The 15,902-nt window shown below is 53.9% G+C and carries 16 protein-coding genes; 7 read left to right on the top strand and 9 right to left on the bottom strand.

Annotation, left to right across the window (positions count from 1 at the left end; translation table 11 throughout):
- Positions 1–111 precede the first annotated feature (111 nt).
- Together AC07WB_RS09390 and AC07WB_RS09385 are read right to left on the bottom strand one after the other, a co-directional pair.
- Positions 112–537 (bottom strand): hypothetical protein, encoded by a 426-nt coding sequence (locus AC07WB_RS09390; protein ID WP_494940386.1) that lies wholly within the window; start codon positions 535–537, stop codon positions 112–114.
- Between the two features lie 49 nt (positions 538–586).
- Positions 587–1,009, bottom strand: coding sequence for a winged helix-turn-helix transcriptional regulator (locus AC07WB_RS09385; protein ID WP_097097329.1), 423 nt, complete (start codon positions 1,007–1,009; stop codon positions 587–589).
- Positions 1,010–1,128: 119 nt separating this feature from the next.
- On the opposite strand from AC07WB_RS09385, the gene AC07WB_RS09380 reads away from it, so the two are divergent.
- The gene (locus tag AC07WB_RS09380; RefSeq protein ID WP_494940385.1) at positions 1,129–2,022 is read left to right on the top strand and encodes an aromatic alcohol reductase; all 894 of its coding nucleotides are present in this window, start codon (positions 1,129–1,131) and stop codon (positions 2,020–2,022) included.
- A gap of 80 nt (positions 2,023–2,102) precedes the next feature.
- On the opposite strand, the gene AC07WB_RS09375 is transcribed toward AC07WB_RS09380, so the two are convergent.
- From AC07WB_RS09375 to AC07WB_RS09345, 7 genes are all read right to left on the bottom strand, one after another.
- Positions 2,103–2,312 carry a YMGG-like glycine zipper-containing protein gene (locus tag AC07WB_RS09375; protein WP_064738688.1) on the bottom strand — a complete coding sequence of 70 codons (210 nt, stop codon included), beginning with the start codon at positions 2,310–2,312 and terminating at the stop codon, positions 2,103–2,105.
- Positions 2,313–2,515: 203 nt separating this feature from the next.
- Complete coding sequence (locus AC07WB_RS09370; protein WP_097097331.1) at positions 2,516–3,247, bottom strand: DUF1275 family protein; 732 nt, start codon at positions 3,245–3,247, stop codon at positions 2,516–2,518.
- A gap of 173 nt (positions 3,248–3,420) precedes the next feature.
- Positions 3,421–4,281, bottom strand: coding sequence for a DeoR/GlpR family DNA-binding transcription regulator (locus AC07WB_RS09365; protein WP_097097332.1), 861 nt, complete (start codon positions 4,279–4,281; stop codon positions 3,421–3,423).
- A gap of 138 nt (positions 4,282–4,419) precedes the next feature.
- Positions 4,420–5,367, bottom strand: coding sequence for a D-ribose ABC transporter substrate-binding protein (locus AC07WB_RS09360; protein WP_007888383.1), 948 nt, complete (start codon positions 5,365–5,367; stop codon positions 4,420–4,422).
- Between the two features lie 72 nt (positions 5,368–5,439).
- On the bottom strand, positions 5,440–6,495 hold the full coding sequence (locus AC07WB_RS09355; protein WP_176519175.1) for an ABC transporter permease: 1,056 nt from the start codon (positions 6,493–6,495) through the stop codon (positions 5,440–5,442).
- 22 nt (positions 6,496–6,517) lie between these two features.
- Positions 6,518–8,056 (bottom strand): sugar ABC transporter ATP-binding protein, encoded by a 1,539-nt coding sequence (locus AC07WB_RS09350; protein ID WP_097097334.1) that lies wholly within the window; start codon positions 8,054–8,056, stop codon positions 6,518–6,520.
- Positions 8,053–8,706, bottom strand: coding sequence for a DUF2291 domain-containing protein (locus AC07WB_RS09345; protein WP_494940384.1), 654 nt, complete (start codon positions 8,704–8,706; stop codon positions 8,053–8,055). The genes AC07WB_RS09350 and AC07WB_RS09345 overlap by 4 nt, the downstream gene beginning before the upstream one ends.
- Positions 8,707–9,130: 424 nt before the next feature.
- On the opposite strand from AC07WB_RS09345, the gene AC07WB_RS09340 reads away from it, so the two are divergent.
- The 6 genes from AC07WB_RS09340 (at position 9,131) to AC07WB_RS09315 (ending at position 15,879) form a co-directional block, all read left to right on the top strand.
- Positions 9,131–10,678, top strand: a complete 1,548-nt coding sequence (locus AC07WB_RS09340) for an FGGY-family carbohydrate kinase (RefSeq protein WP_494940383.1) — start codon at positions 9,131–9,133, stop codon at positions 10,676–10,678.
- A gap of 10 nt (positions 10,679–10,688) precedes the next feature.
- Entirely contained in the window at positions 10,689–12,215 is a 1,527-nt protein-coding gene (locus tag AC07WB_RS09335; protein ID WP_097097337.1) for a glycerol-3-phosphate dehydrogenase, read from the top strand.
- 10 nt (positions 12,216–12,225) lie between these two features.
- A complete protein-coding gene (locus tag AC07WB_RS09330; RefSeq protein WP_097097338.1) occupies positions 12,226–13,164 on the top strand; it encodes a sugar phosphate isomerase/epimerase family protein in 939 nt (312 codons plus the stop codon).
- Between the two features lie 13 nt (positions 13,165–13,177).
- The gene (locus tag AC07WB_RS09325; protein WP_097097339.1) at positions 13,178–14,131 is read left to right on the top strand and encodes a sugar-binding transcriptional regulator; all 954 of its coding nucleotides are present in this window, start codon (positions 13,178–13,180) and stop codon (positions 14,129–14,131) included.
- 163 nt (positions 14,132–14,294) lie between these two features.
- A complete protein-coding gene (locus AC07WB_RS09320; protein WP_097097340.1) occupies positions 14,295–14,642 on the top strand; it encodes a helix-turn-helix domain-containing protein in 348 nt (115 codons plus the stop codon).
- Complete coding sequence (locus tag AC07WB_RS09315; RefSeq protein ID WP_097097341.1) at positions 14,632–15,879, top strand: type II toxin-antitoxin system HipA family toxin; 1,248 nt, start codon at positions 14,632–14,634, stop codon at positions 15,877–15,879. Before AC07WB_RS09320 ends, AC07WB_RS09315 begins: the two co-directional genes overlap by 11 nt.
- The last annotated feature ends 23 nt before the right edge of the window (positions 15,880–15,902 follow it).

The following is a 15,902-nucleotide window of genomic DNA, read 5'->3' as shown; positions in this document are numbered from 1 at the left end:
GTGTCTTAGGGTTAAATCATACCGTTCCCACAGGCGTGTAGGACGTTTCCGATCGCGTAGGAAAAGAGCCCTAACTGAGGCTCTTTTCACTCTGAAGGTTGGAATACGCTTTTATAGTCCCATCAAATCTGCCAGCATTTTTTTATCGAATTCCGGAAACGCATCAAAAACAGCTTCGCCTTTCATCGCATATATTTGCTGGAAATAAGCTATCGCGCCGTCAATTGCCCCCATTCCATAGAGCGCTCGCGCGAGGGTCATTCTTGCAAGGATCTGGCCTTTCGTTGCTTCCCATTCAAGCGCTTCATTAGCGGCTTCAATGGCCTCCTGATAGCGTTGACACTTAACTAATGAAGAACCATACCCGCTTAAGATCCAGTAATAAATTTCTTTATCCCGCAGATGTGTCTTTGCTAATTCCGCCGCAGCAGCCCATGAGAATGTCGCCGCGACATTTTGGTCATCACTTTCAAGGGAGATACCTTGATTGGCTAAGTCGAATGCTTTTTCTTCCCAACTTTTATGATGAAACTCCATATATTGACTCCTATCCATGTTGATTAACTTATGAAAGTTACGCTATTTCTTAGATGCCAGAGCGACCCTCCTTAGTATCGAAACGGGTGCGGGAATCACGTATTAACGCTGCATTATCGATGACCCAATGCCACAGTGGTAACATGTTGGTCAACATCCCCTTACCTAATTCCGTCAGGCTGTAATCAACCCGCGGATGAGGCTGTTTACGCTGATGATCGTAGCGGCTAATTAATCCCTCTCGTTCAAGCGATCGCAGCGTGCGCGTTAACATTCTTTGCGTAACGCCGGGCATCGCCTTGGCCAGTTCGGCGTGTCGCAAGGTGCCGTTTACCCCCAGCGTATAAATAACATTTAGCGACCAGCGATTTCCTGCGTGCGTGAGAATTTCGCGTTTAAGCATATCGTCCTCATCGTTAAGGGCCGCACAAATGGTGGCAAACACCGTTATTTGCTCATCGCTTAATTTCATGCTCTTCCCCGGTATCATTAATGTGCCTGATTGCAGCGCCACGTTCTTCTGGGCAACCTTAGCAGCAACCTAAGGAGAAAAGTATGAACAATTACGTGAATAATCATTGGCGCAATATATTGATCATCGGTGCCGGAGAATTGGGAATGGCGGTAATTAAGGGGTTTTATGCGCTGCGGGAATCCCATCCTGAAATCCGGTTAACCGTATTATTACGGCCACAAAGTGCCTCACAAAGCGCCCAACAACGCGCAGAACAACTTGCTCGGTGGGATATTGGCATCCTAACGGCTGATTTTAATGCAGTATCCATCGGGGAATTGGCCCAGCTGTTTACGCCCTATGATGCCATTATTAACTGCAGCGGCTTCGTGGGCGGTATGGGTAAACAGATAAAAATAACCGAGGCAGTGCTGTTGGCCAAGGTGGCGCGTTATTTCCCCTGGCAGTTTGGTGTCGATTACGATCGAATTGGCGAAAATAGCGGGCAACCAGTATGGGATGAACAGCTCGCGGTGAGATCGCTATTACGTGCCCAGCAGCAAACGCAATGGGTCATTGTTTCGACGGGTATGTTTACCAGCTTTTTGTTTGAAGCCGATTTTGGCGTGGTTAATCTTGCATCACGCACGGTACATGCACTGGGAGACGCTGAATTTGCGTTAACCCTGACCACGCCAGAAGATATTGGCCGATTAACGGCGAGCCTGTTTTTCCATACGCCGGCGATAAGTAATGAGGTTATTTATATTGCCGGCGACACCCTCACCTATACGCAGCTCACGGCATTACTTGGCCAGCATTTCGCCACAGATTTTACCTGTCAGGTGGAGCGTATTGCCACGCTAAAGGCCGCGAACATTAACGCACCCCACGATCGGTATGCTGCATATCGTTTGGCGTTTGCGCGGGAAGATGGCGTTTCATGGCCAATGGTAAATACCTATAATTACCGTGAAGGTATTGAGGTAACCAGTGTGAAACAATGGTTAGTTCAGGAGAAGATGAAATAAGCGGAATGTCAGAAAAGAGTTAATTGCTGCTGGTCTGATTCGCTGCCGCTGAACGAGGCAGCGAATCAAATTGCAAACAATTAACGGCTCACTTCGTGTCCGATCAAGCCGCCAATTGCTGCACCACCCAGCGTGCCGAACGTACTACCGCCGGTTAATACCGCACCACCTACGGCACCCACACCGGCACCAATGGCGGTATTTCTCCCGCGATGCGACATGCCGCAAGCGGTAACAGAAAACATAACCAACATAACAATAGCAATCTTACAGCTGCGTTTTAAAAGCATACAAAGCCTCACTGCCATTATTTTATGGCATGCAATAGTGTTTATTTGATTGTTGTTAAAATACCCAATCTGTTGCGACTGGTACTGCTCGTCGGCGTGAATTTAAGGGGTTTTACGCTTTTGTGAAAGGTAAAAATTCCTATTTGAGGATGGTACTAGCAAAGCGGTTAAATCGTGGTCGCTTTGCCAGCCGTTACCTCCGTTTATGCCGCCGTACGCTTCGCGCGTATTAATGTTCTGACCATCGCCAGCGTGGCCACCAGCACTAAAATGGCGCCTACCATTGCCATGGCTTTAAAACCCAGGTGTTTAAACATCATTAAACCGACAATCCCGCCGATCAGGAAAGAGAAAATCGTGGTCAGATGCGTCCACAACTGCCGCTTTTGCCCCGAAACATTTTTCGACGGATCGCGACGAAACAGTGCCGCCAGCACCGACGCCAGTGAGATCCCGGCATCCGTCAGCGTACCGGTGATATGGGTGGAACGTACCCGACCATTCGATAACTGTGTTGAGGTGGAATTATGCACGCCCATCAGAAAGCCCAGAATGACAATAACTTCCCGGTTATTAGCGGATGAAAAGAAGAACAACTCAAACAGCGATAACGCTATCAACGCCAATCCTTCAACCCACAGAATTTGGCAAAAGATAATGCGATTGCCATTCGCTAATCCGCCAATCACCACCATTCTGGCGGTAACCGCGCCGCAAACAAATGCAACGAGAATGGTGGCCAGAAAGGTGATATCGCGAAAATTAACGTTCGACACTTCACTGGATAATTGTGAGGTATTACCTGACATATGCGAGGGAAAAAAACCAAATGCGCCCAGGGCAATAGCATTGAGCACGCCGGCTGCCGTGGCTAACCACATTGCCAGATTTCTGTCCTCATCATGCGTACGCGTACGTTTAAGTTTAATCAGCATCAGATACCCCATTATTCTGAAATTTGGCCGAATAGTAAACGTAGAGCAATTTGGACATTTAATTGCCAGGAAATCCCTGAATAATTAACGCCTGGATTAAAGAAACTAAAAAAAGCATTGAAGTCTCAATATATTTAAATAAACGTAAAGCGTTGGGCGCAATAACACGCGTCTTATGATGACACGCTGCTGGATATTTTCATCGGAGCAACGACCACATTCACGCCCAGATCCTGCATGCGACGTAAAATAGGGATCGGTGTTCCCTGATTGACTATCACCACATCAAATTCACGCAGATGGGCAAAACGGTGCAGCGCACGCCGCTCAAATTTGGTGTTGTCCATCATCAGGATGCGTTTCTGTGCCGCATCAAACATCGCGCGTTTGGTCTCTACCGTTTCGGCCGATTGATGAAAGACGGCATCGTCGATAATCGCCGACATGCTGACGAAAAACACGTCGGCACGCAGACTGGCAATCTCTTCGCGCGTCATGCGCCCCATAAAGGCATTGCACCAGTGATAAAACTGGCCGCCTAACCCCATCAAGGTGATATCCCGGCCGTTGCGCAGCTCATTCATTAACGTGAGTGAATTGGTGATCACCGTCAGCGGCGCACGCGCTGATAATAGCCGCGCCATCTGCAACACCGTGGTGGAGTCATCGAGGAAAATGGCCTGTCCCGGCTCCAGATAGGTGGCGGCGACGTCAGCAATCGCCTGCTTCTCTTCCAGCTGGCGCGTGGCGCGGTAGATATCGCTGGATTCAACCAGGCTGGTTGGCGTAGCTGAGACCACACCGCGCGATTTATGCAGCAACCCCCGCTCTACCATCTCATCAATATCACGGTGTGCGGTCATCAAACTGATCCCGAAGCGATCGGTGATATCTTCAATGCGGATTGCCCCTTCTGCCATCACGGCTTCGGCAATCAGTTGCCGACGTGCCAGCTGGCGTGCCTGGCGGCTATCGCTGGGTAAGGTTTCGGCCATGAATACGCCAAGGGAAGAGTCCTGCGGGTTGTGCGCCATATTTCATCCGGGAAAAGAAGCAAAAGCGGGTTCGGCACTCATTACAGCGTTTAAACACGGTTTTGGCAAATTGTCCTGGTGCGCCAAACTCCGCACAGGTCAGTTGTAGGGTCGCCATTTATGGCGACCCGATTTTACTTACTGCTTCAACACAAACGGCGAGGCGAAATTGCCGGCGTTCTCTTTGGTGATCAGAATGCAGTCAAACAGCTGTTTCTCAGAGGCTGCGCCCGTTTTACCGGTTTTCAGGAAGCTGTCCGCCTGCTCTACCGCTTTTTGCGCGAACTGCGCTACCGGCTGCATCACGGTATATGCCAGGGTACCGGCTTTTACCGCGTCAACCGCATCCGGCGAACCATCAAAACCGCCCACTTTAATCTGGTTCAGCTTGCCCGCCTCTTTCAGCGCCGCAATCGCGCCCAGCGCCATTTCATCGTTGCCGCTGATTACGCCTTTGATGTTGGGATTGGCCTGCAGCAGCGACTGCATCTTATTGAAGCCCTGGGTGCGATCCCAGTTAGCCACTTCCTGGCCCACTTTCTTCAGCGTGGGATATTGCGTCAGCACGGTATCAAAGCCGTTCGCGCGCGTTGCGGCGTTGTTATCGGACGGCGGGCCAACCAGCTCAACATAGTTGGCAGTATCACCCACCTGCTTCACCCACTCCATTGCGCCGACAGCCGCGCCCTGCGCGTTGTTTGAAACCAGCTGCGCTTTGGCGAGCCCGCTCTGGTTGAGCTCAGCATTGATGATAAACACCGGAATATTGGCGGCAATGGCCTTTTTCACCGACCCAACCGAGCCGTCGGCATTGGCTGGGTCAAGAATGATTGCTTTGGATTTATTGGTAATCGCCGTATCAATCAGCTGGCTTTCGGTATTCGTGTCGCCTTTGTGGGCGCTGACTTTAGCGCTATAGCCCAGCTTCTCGGCGGCTTTTTGCGCGACCTGGCCTTCCGTCAGCCAGTAAGGGTTAGAAGGATCGTTAACGATGATGGTCATTAGCCCGTTATCCGCCCAGGTTGGCGCAGCAAAGGTGGTGATGGCCATGGCCGCGGCCGCGATGAAGAGACGTTTGGTGAACATAGTAGGTGCTCCGTTATTATAGGGGTACAGGTTTTACGGATATCCGCGCGCTGCTCATACAGCACGCGCGGGTTAGCGAGCGCGCCGCCCGTATTGCAGGGTGTTAAGCAATACCGCCAGCACGATCACGGCACCAGTGAACACCGTCTGCCAGTAAGCAGAGACGCCGATAATCACCAGGCCATCAGAGAGAAATCCAATCACGAACGCGCCGAGCAGCGTACCGCGCACGTTACCGCGTCCGCCGGTCAGGGCCGCACCACCAATCACCACCGCAGCAATTGCCGTCAGCTCGTAAGTGGTGCCCGCCGTTGGGCCTGCCGAGGTGAGCTGTGAAGAGAGCACCAGCCCCGCCAGCGCGGCGCAGATACCCGACAACACATAAACGCTGATTTTGATGCGTTTCACCGGCACGCCAGAGAGATCGGCCGCGCGTTCGTTACCGCCCGAAGCATAAAGCCAGCGACCAAAGGCCGAGCGGCTAAGCAGAAAACCACAGGCCAGCGCCACAACGCCAAGCACCAGCACGCCAACCGGTATGTTGAAGAGTCGATTAAAGCCGAGCCAGTCGAACCCGCTGTTGCCCAGCGCTTCGCTACCCGAGAGCTTGTTGTAGGTCAGACCGTTAGTGATCAGCAGCGCAATACCGCGCGCCACATACATCGTGCCGAGGGTGGCAACGAACGCCGGTACGCGGAACCAGGCGATGAGGATACCGTTGACTAAGCCCACCAGCGCGCCGACCACCAGCGTCAAAATCGCTACCGCCCAAACCGGCAGATACAGCACCACGCCGAACGCTTCTAGATTGATCCCCTGCATCATAAAGCCGGCCATCACGCCCGCCAGACCGAGCGTTGAGCCCACCGACAAATCAATGCCGCCGTTGAGGATCACCAGCAGCATGCCGATCGCCGGTAATCCGAAGATCGCCACATGCGACGCCATGGTGAGAAAATTGGCGCCGGTAAAGTAGTTAGGCGACAGGAAAGAGAAGGTGGCGATAATCACCAATAGCGCGATGAATGCGCGCCCTTCCAGCAGCAAACGCGCCAGATGGAGCTGTTTATCGCTGTTTTTTTTGGTGGCGATCGGCGGCGTGGCCAGCGTTTGTGTTCTGTCAGTCATCTGTTTTGCTCCGTTTTTCATGTCATGCCACCAGAGACTCGCCTGAAGCGGCCATAATGCGTTCTTTGCTCACGTTTGCGTCGAAGATGGCGGAAATGCGCCCTTTGCTCATCACCACGATCCGATGCGCAATACTCAAACACTCACCCACTTCCGACGTGGTATACACCACCGCCAGCCCCTTTTTGGCACTCTCGGCCAGCAGGCGAAACACCTCGGCTTTGGCGCCGATATCGATGCCGCGACTCGGTTCATCCAGCAAAATCACTTTGGGACGCGTGGCGAGCATTTTGCCAATCACCACTTTTTGTTGATTGCCGCCAGAGAGCGAGCCAATCGCCGCTTCGCCACCGGATGTTTTCACCGTCACGTTACGAATACTGTCGTTAACCAGCTGTTTTTCACGGCTTCTGGAGAGCATCAGGCCGCGTACAAACTCACTGATACTGGCGAGTGACAGGTTTTCGCCCACCGACATGGTTTGCACCAGGCCATCGCGCTGCCGGTCTTCCGGCACCAGCGCCAGCCCAATTTGAATGCGTTGTGAAATGGTCAGCGCAGAGACATCGGTGTCCTGCAGCAGAATGTGGCCGCTGTTTTGGTGCAGTCGCCCGGCGATACACTCCAGCAGCTCGGTGCGTCCGGCGCCCATCAGGCCGTAAATACAGACGATCTCCCCGGCTTTCACCGCCAGCGACAGGTTATCCACCAGCCGAATGCCGGTTTTGCTTTTCAGCGTGAGATCGTTAACGGTTAATGCTGGCAGACCGAACTCATAGCCTGTGGGCGGCGATCCCAGATCAAAGTGATCGCCCACCATATTGCGCACGATCCATTCGAGATCGATCTCATCGCGTTTGGCGTAGGCCGTCATTACGCCGTCACGCAATACCACCGCGCGATCGGTAATCTCCAGCGCCTCTTCCAGATGATGGGAGATATAAACAATCGCCACGCCCTGACTGGTTAAATCGCGTATCACCTGAAATAACACGGCGACTTCTGCCGCGCTGAGCGCTGAGGTGGGCTCATCCATGATTAGAATCTGTGAATTTACCGATAGAGCACGAGCGATTTCGACGATCTGCTGCTGGCCGAGACGCAGGTTCTCTACCGGCGTCAGGGGATCAATCTCCTCTTCCAGCGCGGCCATCAGGTGCGCCGTGACGCGCGCCTCTTCGGCGTAATCCACGCCGCCCGGCTTCATGATTTCGCGCCCCATAAAGATGTTGTCGCGCACGTTCATATTCGGTGCGAGATTCAGTTCCTGATGGATAATTGAGATGCCGCAGTCTCGCGCTTCCGTAGCGGATCGAAATACTTTCTCCTCGCCGTTTAACAGAATTTCCCCGGTAGTTGGCGTCACTACGCCCGACAAAATTTTCATCAGCGTCGATTTACCCGCGCCGTTTTCACCAAATAGCGTGGTCACTTCGCCACGACGAATTTCGAAATTGACGCCCTTCAGCGCGTGCGTTGATCCGTAGACTTTGCTGATATTGCGCGCCTGTAGGATCACTTCACCTTTCAGCAAGGCAGGATTAACGTTGAACGGTTTCATTTCACCTCCATGCTAACCGGCGTCACCATCCAGTTCTTCGCGTTCAGCAGGCGGAATACGCCGACCACCTGCACGGTTTTGCCCGGTAGCGCATCGCGGTCCAGCTTGTCGAGTACCGCCGTTTTCATCGCGCGATTGATCGCCGAACCGGCGTTTTGGTACTCAATCTGGTTGGTAAAGTCGCCGAACTGAATTTTGCCGTTGGCGTCACGCAGATCGGTGCCGGTTATCGCCGGGCCGGTTTGCAGTCGCACCTGCGTTCCTTCCGGCAATCCGGCAACCTGTAGCGGGAAGATGCCCATCTGACCCGCTTGCACCACGCCTTCCAGTTTCACCGCGAACACCGGCAGCGGCGTGCCCACGCCATATTTCTGCACCGCGTCCTGCTGATTTACCTGCAGCGCGTCCGCCAGCGTTTTGGCCTCAACCGCACGAGATTCGACGTCGTGCTGGATGGTCGGGAAGGTTTTCTGGCCGTAGCTATCCGCTGAGAACCCTTGTTCCTGCGCATCATCCGCGGAGCCGATTTTGACCACTTTAGTATCCAGCGCCATCGCGGCGATGACGGCGACGACCACCAACGCAATCGCCGCATAGCGCCTGGTACGCTTACGGGAGATCTGTTTCGCAAGTATTGAGACATCGGACATAACGTGACCTCTCACGGTTATCAGCTGCGATAATCGCGCCGATAATGTTATAAATGTGATAACTTGTGTGATGAGAATTGAGCTGATGTGACTAAATTGTCAACAGGTACGCCGCAATTTTTTCAGGAGAGCGATCTGGATCGCTTAATTGATGTCGGACGCGTCACAAACCGCATTAACAGCGCAATACAAGCATTTATCACAAGGTTGCTCATCGCTTCTCCCGCGGTTTTAGCATCATTTTCGTGATCGACTTCGCTATCCCTACTGAAATTTATTTGTTTTAAAGAAAAATAATACAGAAGATATGTTATCTCAGTGAGAAGTGGTGTAAGACATTATTTAGCAAAATCATCACAGGCTGTTAACACAGCGGGCGGCTGTAATACGTCGGGTGATCACTCTTCTTCTCTCGGAGGTGTACGTGGATAGTGGCGATATCATTCTGGGTCTGGATTCCGGCACCTCGGTGGTTAAAGCGGTGGCATTTGATCTGGAAGGCACGCAGCTGGCATGCGCATCAGTGCGTAACAGTTATTACCGCAGTGAAGGCGGCGCGGCGCAGCAATCGATGACGCAAACCTGGCAAGATGCGGTGACGGCGATACGTAAATTAGGCGAGCGCGTCGACAATCTGGCCGCGCGCGTAGTGGCGGTGGCCGTCACTGCCCAGGGAGACGGTAGCTGGCTGGTGGGGGCGAATAATCAGCCGGTCGGTGATGCGTGGATCTGGCTGGATGCCCGTGCGGCTCCCACGGTAGAAAAACTCAATCAGCATCCCTTAGCGGCTCAGCGCTTCAACGCCACGGGCACCGGACTCAACACCTGCCAGCAGGGCGCGCAGCTCGCGCACATGGACCAGTTCTATCCCGAACTGCTGGCGCAAAGCGAAGTCGCGCTGCACTGCAAAGATTGGCTCTACCTGAACCTCACCGGCATACGCGCCACCGACCCCTCAGAAGCGAGTTTTACCTTCGGCAACTTCCGCCATCAGCGCTACGACGATCGGGTCATTGCCGCACTGGGCCTTGAGCATCGTCGCCATCTGCTGCCCGAGATCATTGAGGGTACGCAAACGACTCATCCTCTCACCGCCGACGCCGCGCAGGCTACCGGTTTGCGCGCTGGCACGCCTATCTGCCTCGGCTATGTCGATATGGCGATGACCGCGCTGGGTGCTGGCGTGCATACCGGAGAAGCTAATACCGCCTGCTCGATTGTTGGCTCAACCGGCGTGCACCTGCGCAGCGTGACCATTGATGAGGTGTGGCTGAATCCGGCGCAAACCGGTTACGTTATTCCGCTGCCGTGGCCGGGCTATGTCACGCAGGTGCAAACCAATATGGCATCCACGCTCAATCTCGACTGGCTGTTAAACCTCGCCAGTGACCTGCTCAGCAGCTTTGGTTGTGAAATCGATCATGCCCGTTTGGTCGGCCATATCGATCGCTGGCTCAACGACGCGAAGCCCGGCACCCTGCTCTATCACCCTTACATCTCCATCGCCGGTGAACGCGGGCCGTTTGTCAATGCCGAGGCGCGCGCCAGCTTTACCGGCCTGAGCTACACCCACAATTTTGGCGATTTGGTGCGTGCGGTGATCGAAGGCATCGGCATGGCGGCGCGCGATTGCTATCTGGCGATGGGCAGCCTGCCGGGCGAAATTCGTTTAACCGGCGGGGCCGTGCGCTCGCAGCCGTTACGCCAGATTCTCTCAGCCTGCCTTGGTGCGCCAGTGCGTATCAGCCAGCGCGATGAAGCCGGTGCGGCCGGTGCCGCGATGATGGCGGCGGTCGCGATTGGTGCTTATCCATCAATGGAGAGCTGCGTTAAAACCTGGGTCATGCCGCTGCTGGATGCACCCGAAGCGCCATCTACCGATCTGATGCAGCGCTATCACCCGCTTTTCGCCACCTATCAACAGATGCGTAACGATCTTCCTGCCGCCTGGCATGCGCTTAAACAGTTTTAAGGAGTAAATCATGAGTGAACACATGCTGGATCTGTTTGTGATTGGCGGCGGCATTAACGGCGCAGGCATTGCGCGCGACGCCGCCGGGCGCGGGTTATCGGTGATGATGTGTGAAAAAGATGACCTCGCCCAGGGCACGTCATCGCGCTCCGGCAAGCTGGTGCACGGCGGTTTGCGCTATCTGGAATATTATGAGTTTCGTCTGGTGCGTGAAGCGCTTATCGAGCGTGAAGTGTTGCTTAACGCGGCACCGCACATTATCTGGCCGATGCGTTTTGTTCTGCCCCACAGCCCGAGCGATCGCCCGGCGTGGCTGGTGCGATTGGGGCTGTTTCTCTATGACCACCTTGGGGGCCGCAAAAAATTACCGGGCACCCGTTCACTGGATTTAAGCCGCGATCCTGAGGGCGCGGCGCTGCTGGATAGCTATCACAAAGGATTCGAATACTCCGATTGCTGGGTCGATGACGCGCGACTGGTGACGCTGAATGCGCTGGATGCCGCCGAACGGGGAGCCACCATTCTGCCGCGCACCCGCTGCGTGGCAGCCACGCGCCATAGCGGCAAATGGGAAATCACCTTGCAGGATGCCAGCGGTGCGTCACGCACTGTGTTTGCCAAAGTGCTGGTAAATGCGGCAGGCCCGTGGGTGCTGGATATCGTCAATCAGGTGACGCACACCAAAAGCAATCGCAACGTGCGCCTGGTAAAAGGCTCGCACATTATTGTGCCGAAATTCTGGGAAGGTCAGCAGGCTTATCTGGTGCAAAACACGGATAAGCGCGTGATCTTTATTAACCCGTATGAAGGCGATAACGCGCTGATCGGCACCACCGATATTGCGTGGGAAGGCAAAGCGGAAGCGGTCACGGTCGATGATAGCGAGCAGCAATACTTGATCGATGTGGTTAATCGCTATTTTAAGGTGAAACTGCGCGCCAACGACGTGATAACGCGCTTTTCCGGCGTGCGTCCGCTGTTTGATGACGGCAAAGGCAATCCCTCTGCCGTCACGCGAGACTATGTTTTCGACCTCGACGATCGGCAAAACGCCCCGCTGCTGCACGTATTTGGCGGTAAAATCACCACCTTCCGTAAGCTCGCTGAGCACGCCATGCAAAAACTGGCGCCCTACTTCCCGAACATGGGTGCCGACTGGACGCGCGCCGCCACCTTACCGGGCGGCGATATGCCGCACGCCGATTTCGAGACGTTTTTAGAGCAGGTTAAATCACGCTGGCCGTGGCTGCCTCAGCCGCTGCGGAAACACTACGCGCGTCTGTACGGCACACGTATGGACAAGCTTATCGATCACGCCAATGCGTTGGGCGATCTGGGACGTCATTTCGGTGGGCAGCTGTATGAAGCTGAGGTGCGCTATCTGGTGGAATACGAATGGGCGCAGCAGGCAGAGGATGTGCTCTGGCGCCGCACCAAGCATAAGCTGCATCTCGATGAGGCGCAGCAGCAGGCTTTCACGCAGTGGTTCAACGCCACCTATGCTGCCCCCGCACCGCTGCGTGCGCACGCCGGATAAGAGGTGAACCATGCCGTTAACGCTGTCACTCAATACCAACCCGCTGGTGAACCGCTTTGCCGATCCCCAGGATTTGATTCACACCGTGGCGCAGCAGATTCGCATTCGTGACGTGCAGCTGACCCACGAATTTATCAATCCCAGCTGGCCCGCTGCCACCATAAACCGCATGACGCGGCGCATGCAGCAGGCGCTGGGCGCAACGGGCGTGCGCATCACGTCGGGTATGACCGGACCTTATGGCCGCCTCAACCATTTTGGCCATCCTGACGTTGCGGTACGCCGTTACTACGTAGACTGGTTCAAAACCTTTGCCGACATTACCGCGGAACTGGGCGGTGCTGCAGTGGGTTCGCAGTTTGCCATTTTTACCCAGCAAGATTTCAACGATACGACGCGCCGCGCCGCGTTAATCGACATTGCCATTGATTGCTGGGCTGAGGTGGCCGAACACGCAAAATCCGCCGGGTTAACATACCTGTTCTGGGAACCGATGAGCGTGGGCCGCGAATTCGGTGAAACCATCCCGGCCTGTTTAGCCCTGCAGCAGCGGCTGAGCCAGGCAGCAATGGCCGTACCGATGTGGATGATGGCAGATATCGATCACGGTGATGTTACCTCTGCCGATCCGCGCGACTTCGATCCTTACGCGTGGGCGGAAGCGGTGCCGCGCTACTCGCCGATTATCCACATCAAGCAGAGCATGCTGGATAAAGGCGGCCACAGACCGTTTACATTGCAGTACAATGCCGGCGGCCGCATTCAGCCCCAGCCGCTGCTGGACGCGCTGGCGCGTGGTGGAGCGCAGGATAATGAGATCTGTCTGGAGCTGAGCTTTAAAGAACGCGAGCCGACAGATAGCAACGTGGTCAATGAGATTGCCGAGAGCGTCGCCTTCTGGGCCGGGCATATCGATACCGGCGTGCAGGATCTGCATTTGTCTAACTAACAGGACGTAAACCATGAAACCGGCTCCAACCTCTACTGAACGCGACGAATCTCTGGCGCTGCGCGCCGCCTGGCTGCACTACGTTGGCGGCTTGACGCAGGCCGAAGTCGCGAAACGGCTTGGGCTGCCGTCGGTTAAAACGCACCGTATGATTGCGCGCGTGGTGGCGGAAGGCGCGGTAAAGGTATCCATTGATGGCGATATCGTGGCCTGCGTGGCGTTAGAAGATCGACTGCGCGCAAAGTTCGGCTTGAACTTTTGCCAGGTCGCGCCCGATCTCGGTGAAGAGGGATTGCCGGTGCGCGCATTGGGTATGGCGGGCGCGGACTATCTGCGCAATCTCCTGGCTTCATCGCCCTCCACCACGCTAGGCCTTGGGCATGGTCGCACCCTTTCCGCTGCCATCCACCAGCTGCCACGCATCGATGCGCCGCACATGCGTTTTGTCTCGCTGCTTGGCTGTTTGACGCGCAACTACGCGCTGAATCCGCACGATGTTATGCATCGCATCGCGGAGAAAACCGGTGCACAAGCCTACATGATGCCGGTACCGTTTTTTGCTAATACCCAGGAAGATCGTGACGTCCTGCTGGCGCAGCGTGGCGTGAGTGAGGTGTTTGCCATGGCGGCGCAGAGCGAAATTAAACTGGTGGGGATTGGCACGGTGGAACCGGCGGCGCAGCTGGTTGAGGCCGGTATGATTGATGAAGCAGAGATCAACGACATCTCCTCATCGGGCGCGGTCGGTGAATTACTCGGGCATTTCTTTGACGCTAACGGGCAGATGATTAACACCAATCTGACGTCGCGCACCTTGTCGGTGGAACTGGATCTGGCGCATCGCGCAGAGATTGTGGCGCTGGCAGGCGGCGTCAGCAAAGTTGAAGCGATCCGCGCGGTGCTCGCCAGCGGGCTGGTAACCGGTTTGATTACCGATGAAGTAACGGCGCAGGCGCTGGTATCGTAATTTCAACCTCAATGTTCTCTGTACAGTACATATAAGGCCTATATGTGCTGTATAGAGAACACCCACCTTCATTTTCCCAAGATGGATTAGAATTTCTCCTCGGTTTATAGTGTTCTATATGTAGTACATATAACGGCTATTTGTATTGTGTATGGAGCAAATCATGACTTTTGTTGGATCCCCCCCCTCTCGATATGCTCAGGAAGCCATTACGTTATTGGCTTCTCTGATTCGTGCTGAACGTATTGAGAAACAGATCCCCGCCGCAGAATTGGCAGAAAGAGCCGGAATTTCTCGGGGAACGTTATATCGCGTTGAGCAAGGCGATGTTAAATGCCAGATTGGCACCTATTTTGAGATTGCGGCCATTTTGGGTATTCCTCTTTTTGATACAGAGGTGAGTTTGCCATCATTGGTCAGTCATCGTAATCGTGTGGAGGAAAAGCTAAAGCTATTACCAAAACACACCAGTAAAATAAAGAGCACCAGGAAGGTGAAAGATGACTTCTGAACAGCATGTTAGAGAAGCTTACGTATGGATATGGTTGCCGGGTGAAACTCACCCGGTGGTAGCGGGAAGACTGGAAACTGAGGGAGACACTCTCTTTTTCAACTATGGTCGCAGTTACCTACAACGAGAAAATCGTATTCCGCTTAATCCGAACGAACTTCCTTTGCGTACGGGTATTATTCCTCCTTTGAATGGCCTGAAAATTGCGGGTTGTATTCGAGATAGCGCGCCTGATGCTTGGGGCCGTCGTGTCATCATTAACCGTCGTATGGGACGAAAAGGTGCCAATGTTGATACCGGAATGCTTGATGAACTGACCTACCTGATGGAGTCCGGTTCAGATCGCATTGGTGCTTTGGATTTCCAACATTCCGCAACGGACTATATTCCCAGAGCCGCTGAAAATGTGAGTCTTCCTGAATTACTCGAGTCAGCCGATCGGGTTGAAAAAGGTGTGCCGTTGACAGCAGAACTGGATCAAGCGTTGTTTCATGGCACATCGATTGGCGGCGCACGTCCAAAAGCGTTAATCGAATTTGATGGAAAAAAATATATCGCTAAATTTTCAGCCAGTGCCGATATATGGAATGTGGTAAAGGGCGAATTTCTTGCAATGCGGCTTGCATATTTCGCAGGCTTAAATGTCGCACCCGTGCAGCTTGTTAAGGCTGGAGGGCGCGATGTGATCATGATTGAGCGCTTTGACCGTGAATACCAATCCAATGGATGGACACGCAAAGTTATGCTCTCCGCTCTGACTTTGTTTGAACTCGACGATATGCTCGCACGCTATGCCAGTTATGAGACGTTAGCTGAAATAATTCGTCAGCGCTTCGCATCACCCAATCAGACATTGTTGGAACTGTATAAGCGGCTCTGTTTCAATATTCTTTGCGGCAATACCGATGATCATGCGCGAAATCACGCCGCATTTTGGGATGGTAATACCTTTAGTCTGACGCCAGCTTATGACATTTGCCCGCAGGGGCGAGCGGGTAATGAAGCTTCTCAGGCTATGCTCATCAGCGGCAATAATAATTTAAGCCGCATGACCAGTTGTCTGAACGCGGCCCATCATTTTGCGTTGAGTCGCACTGATGCGCATGAGCAGTTCATGATGATGAAAACGTCGATCGAAAGCCACTGGCGCAACGTATGTGATGAAGCAGAACTGAACCAGGTTGACCGCGCAAGTCTATGGGGCAGGCAATTTATCAATCCATTTTCACTTGAATGACACACGCAGTGATGGGTTCGTCA

This window comes from Pantoea sp. GW821-FHT03E06, from assembly GCF_059420725.1.
This window is presented reverse-complemented; position numbering and strand designations above follow the sequence as displayed.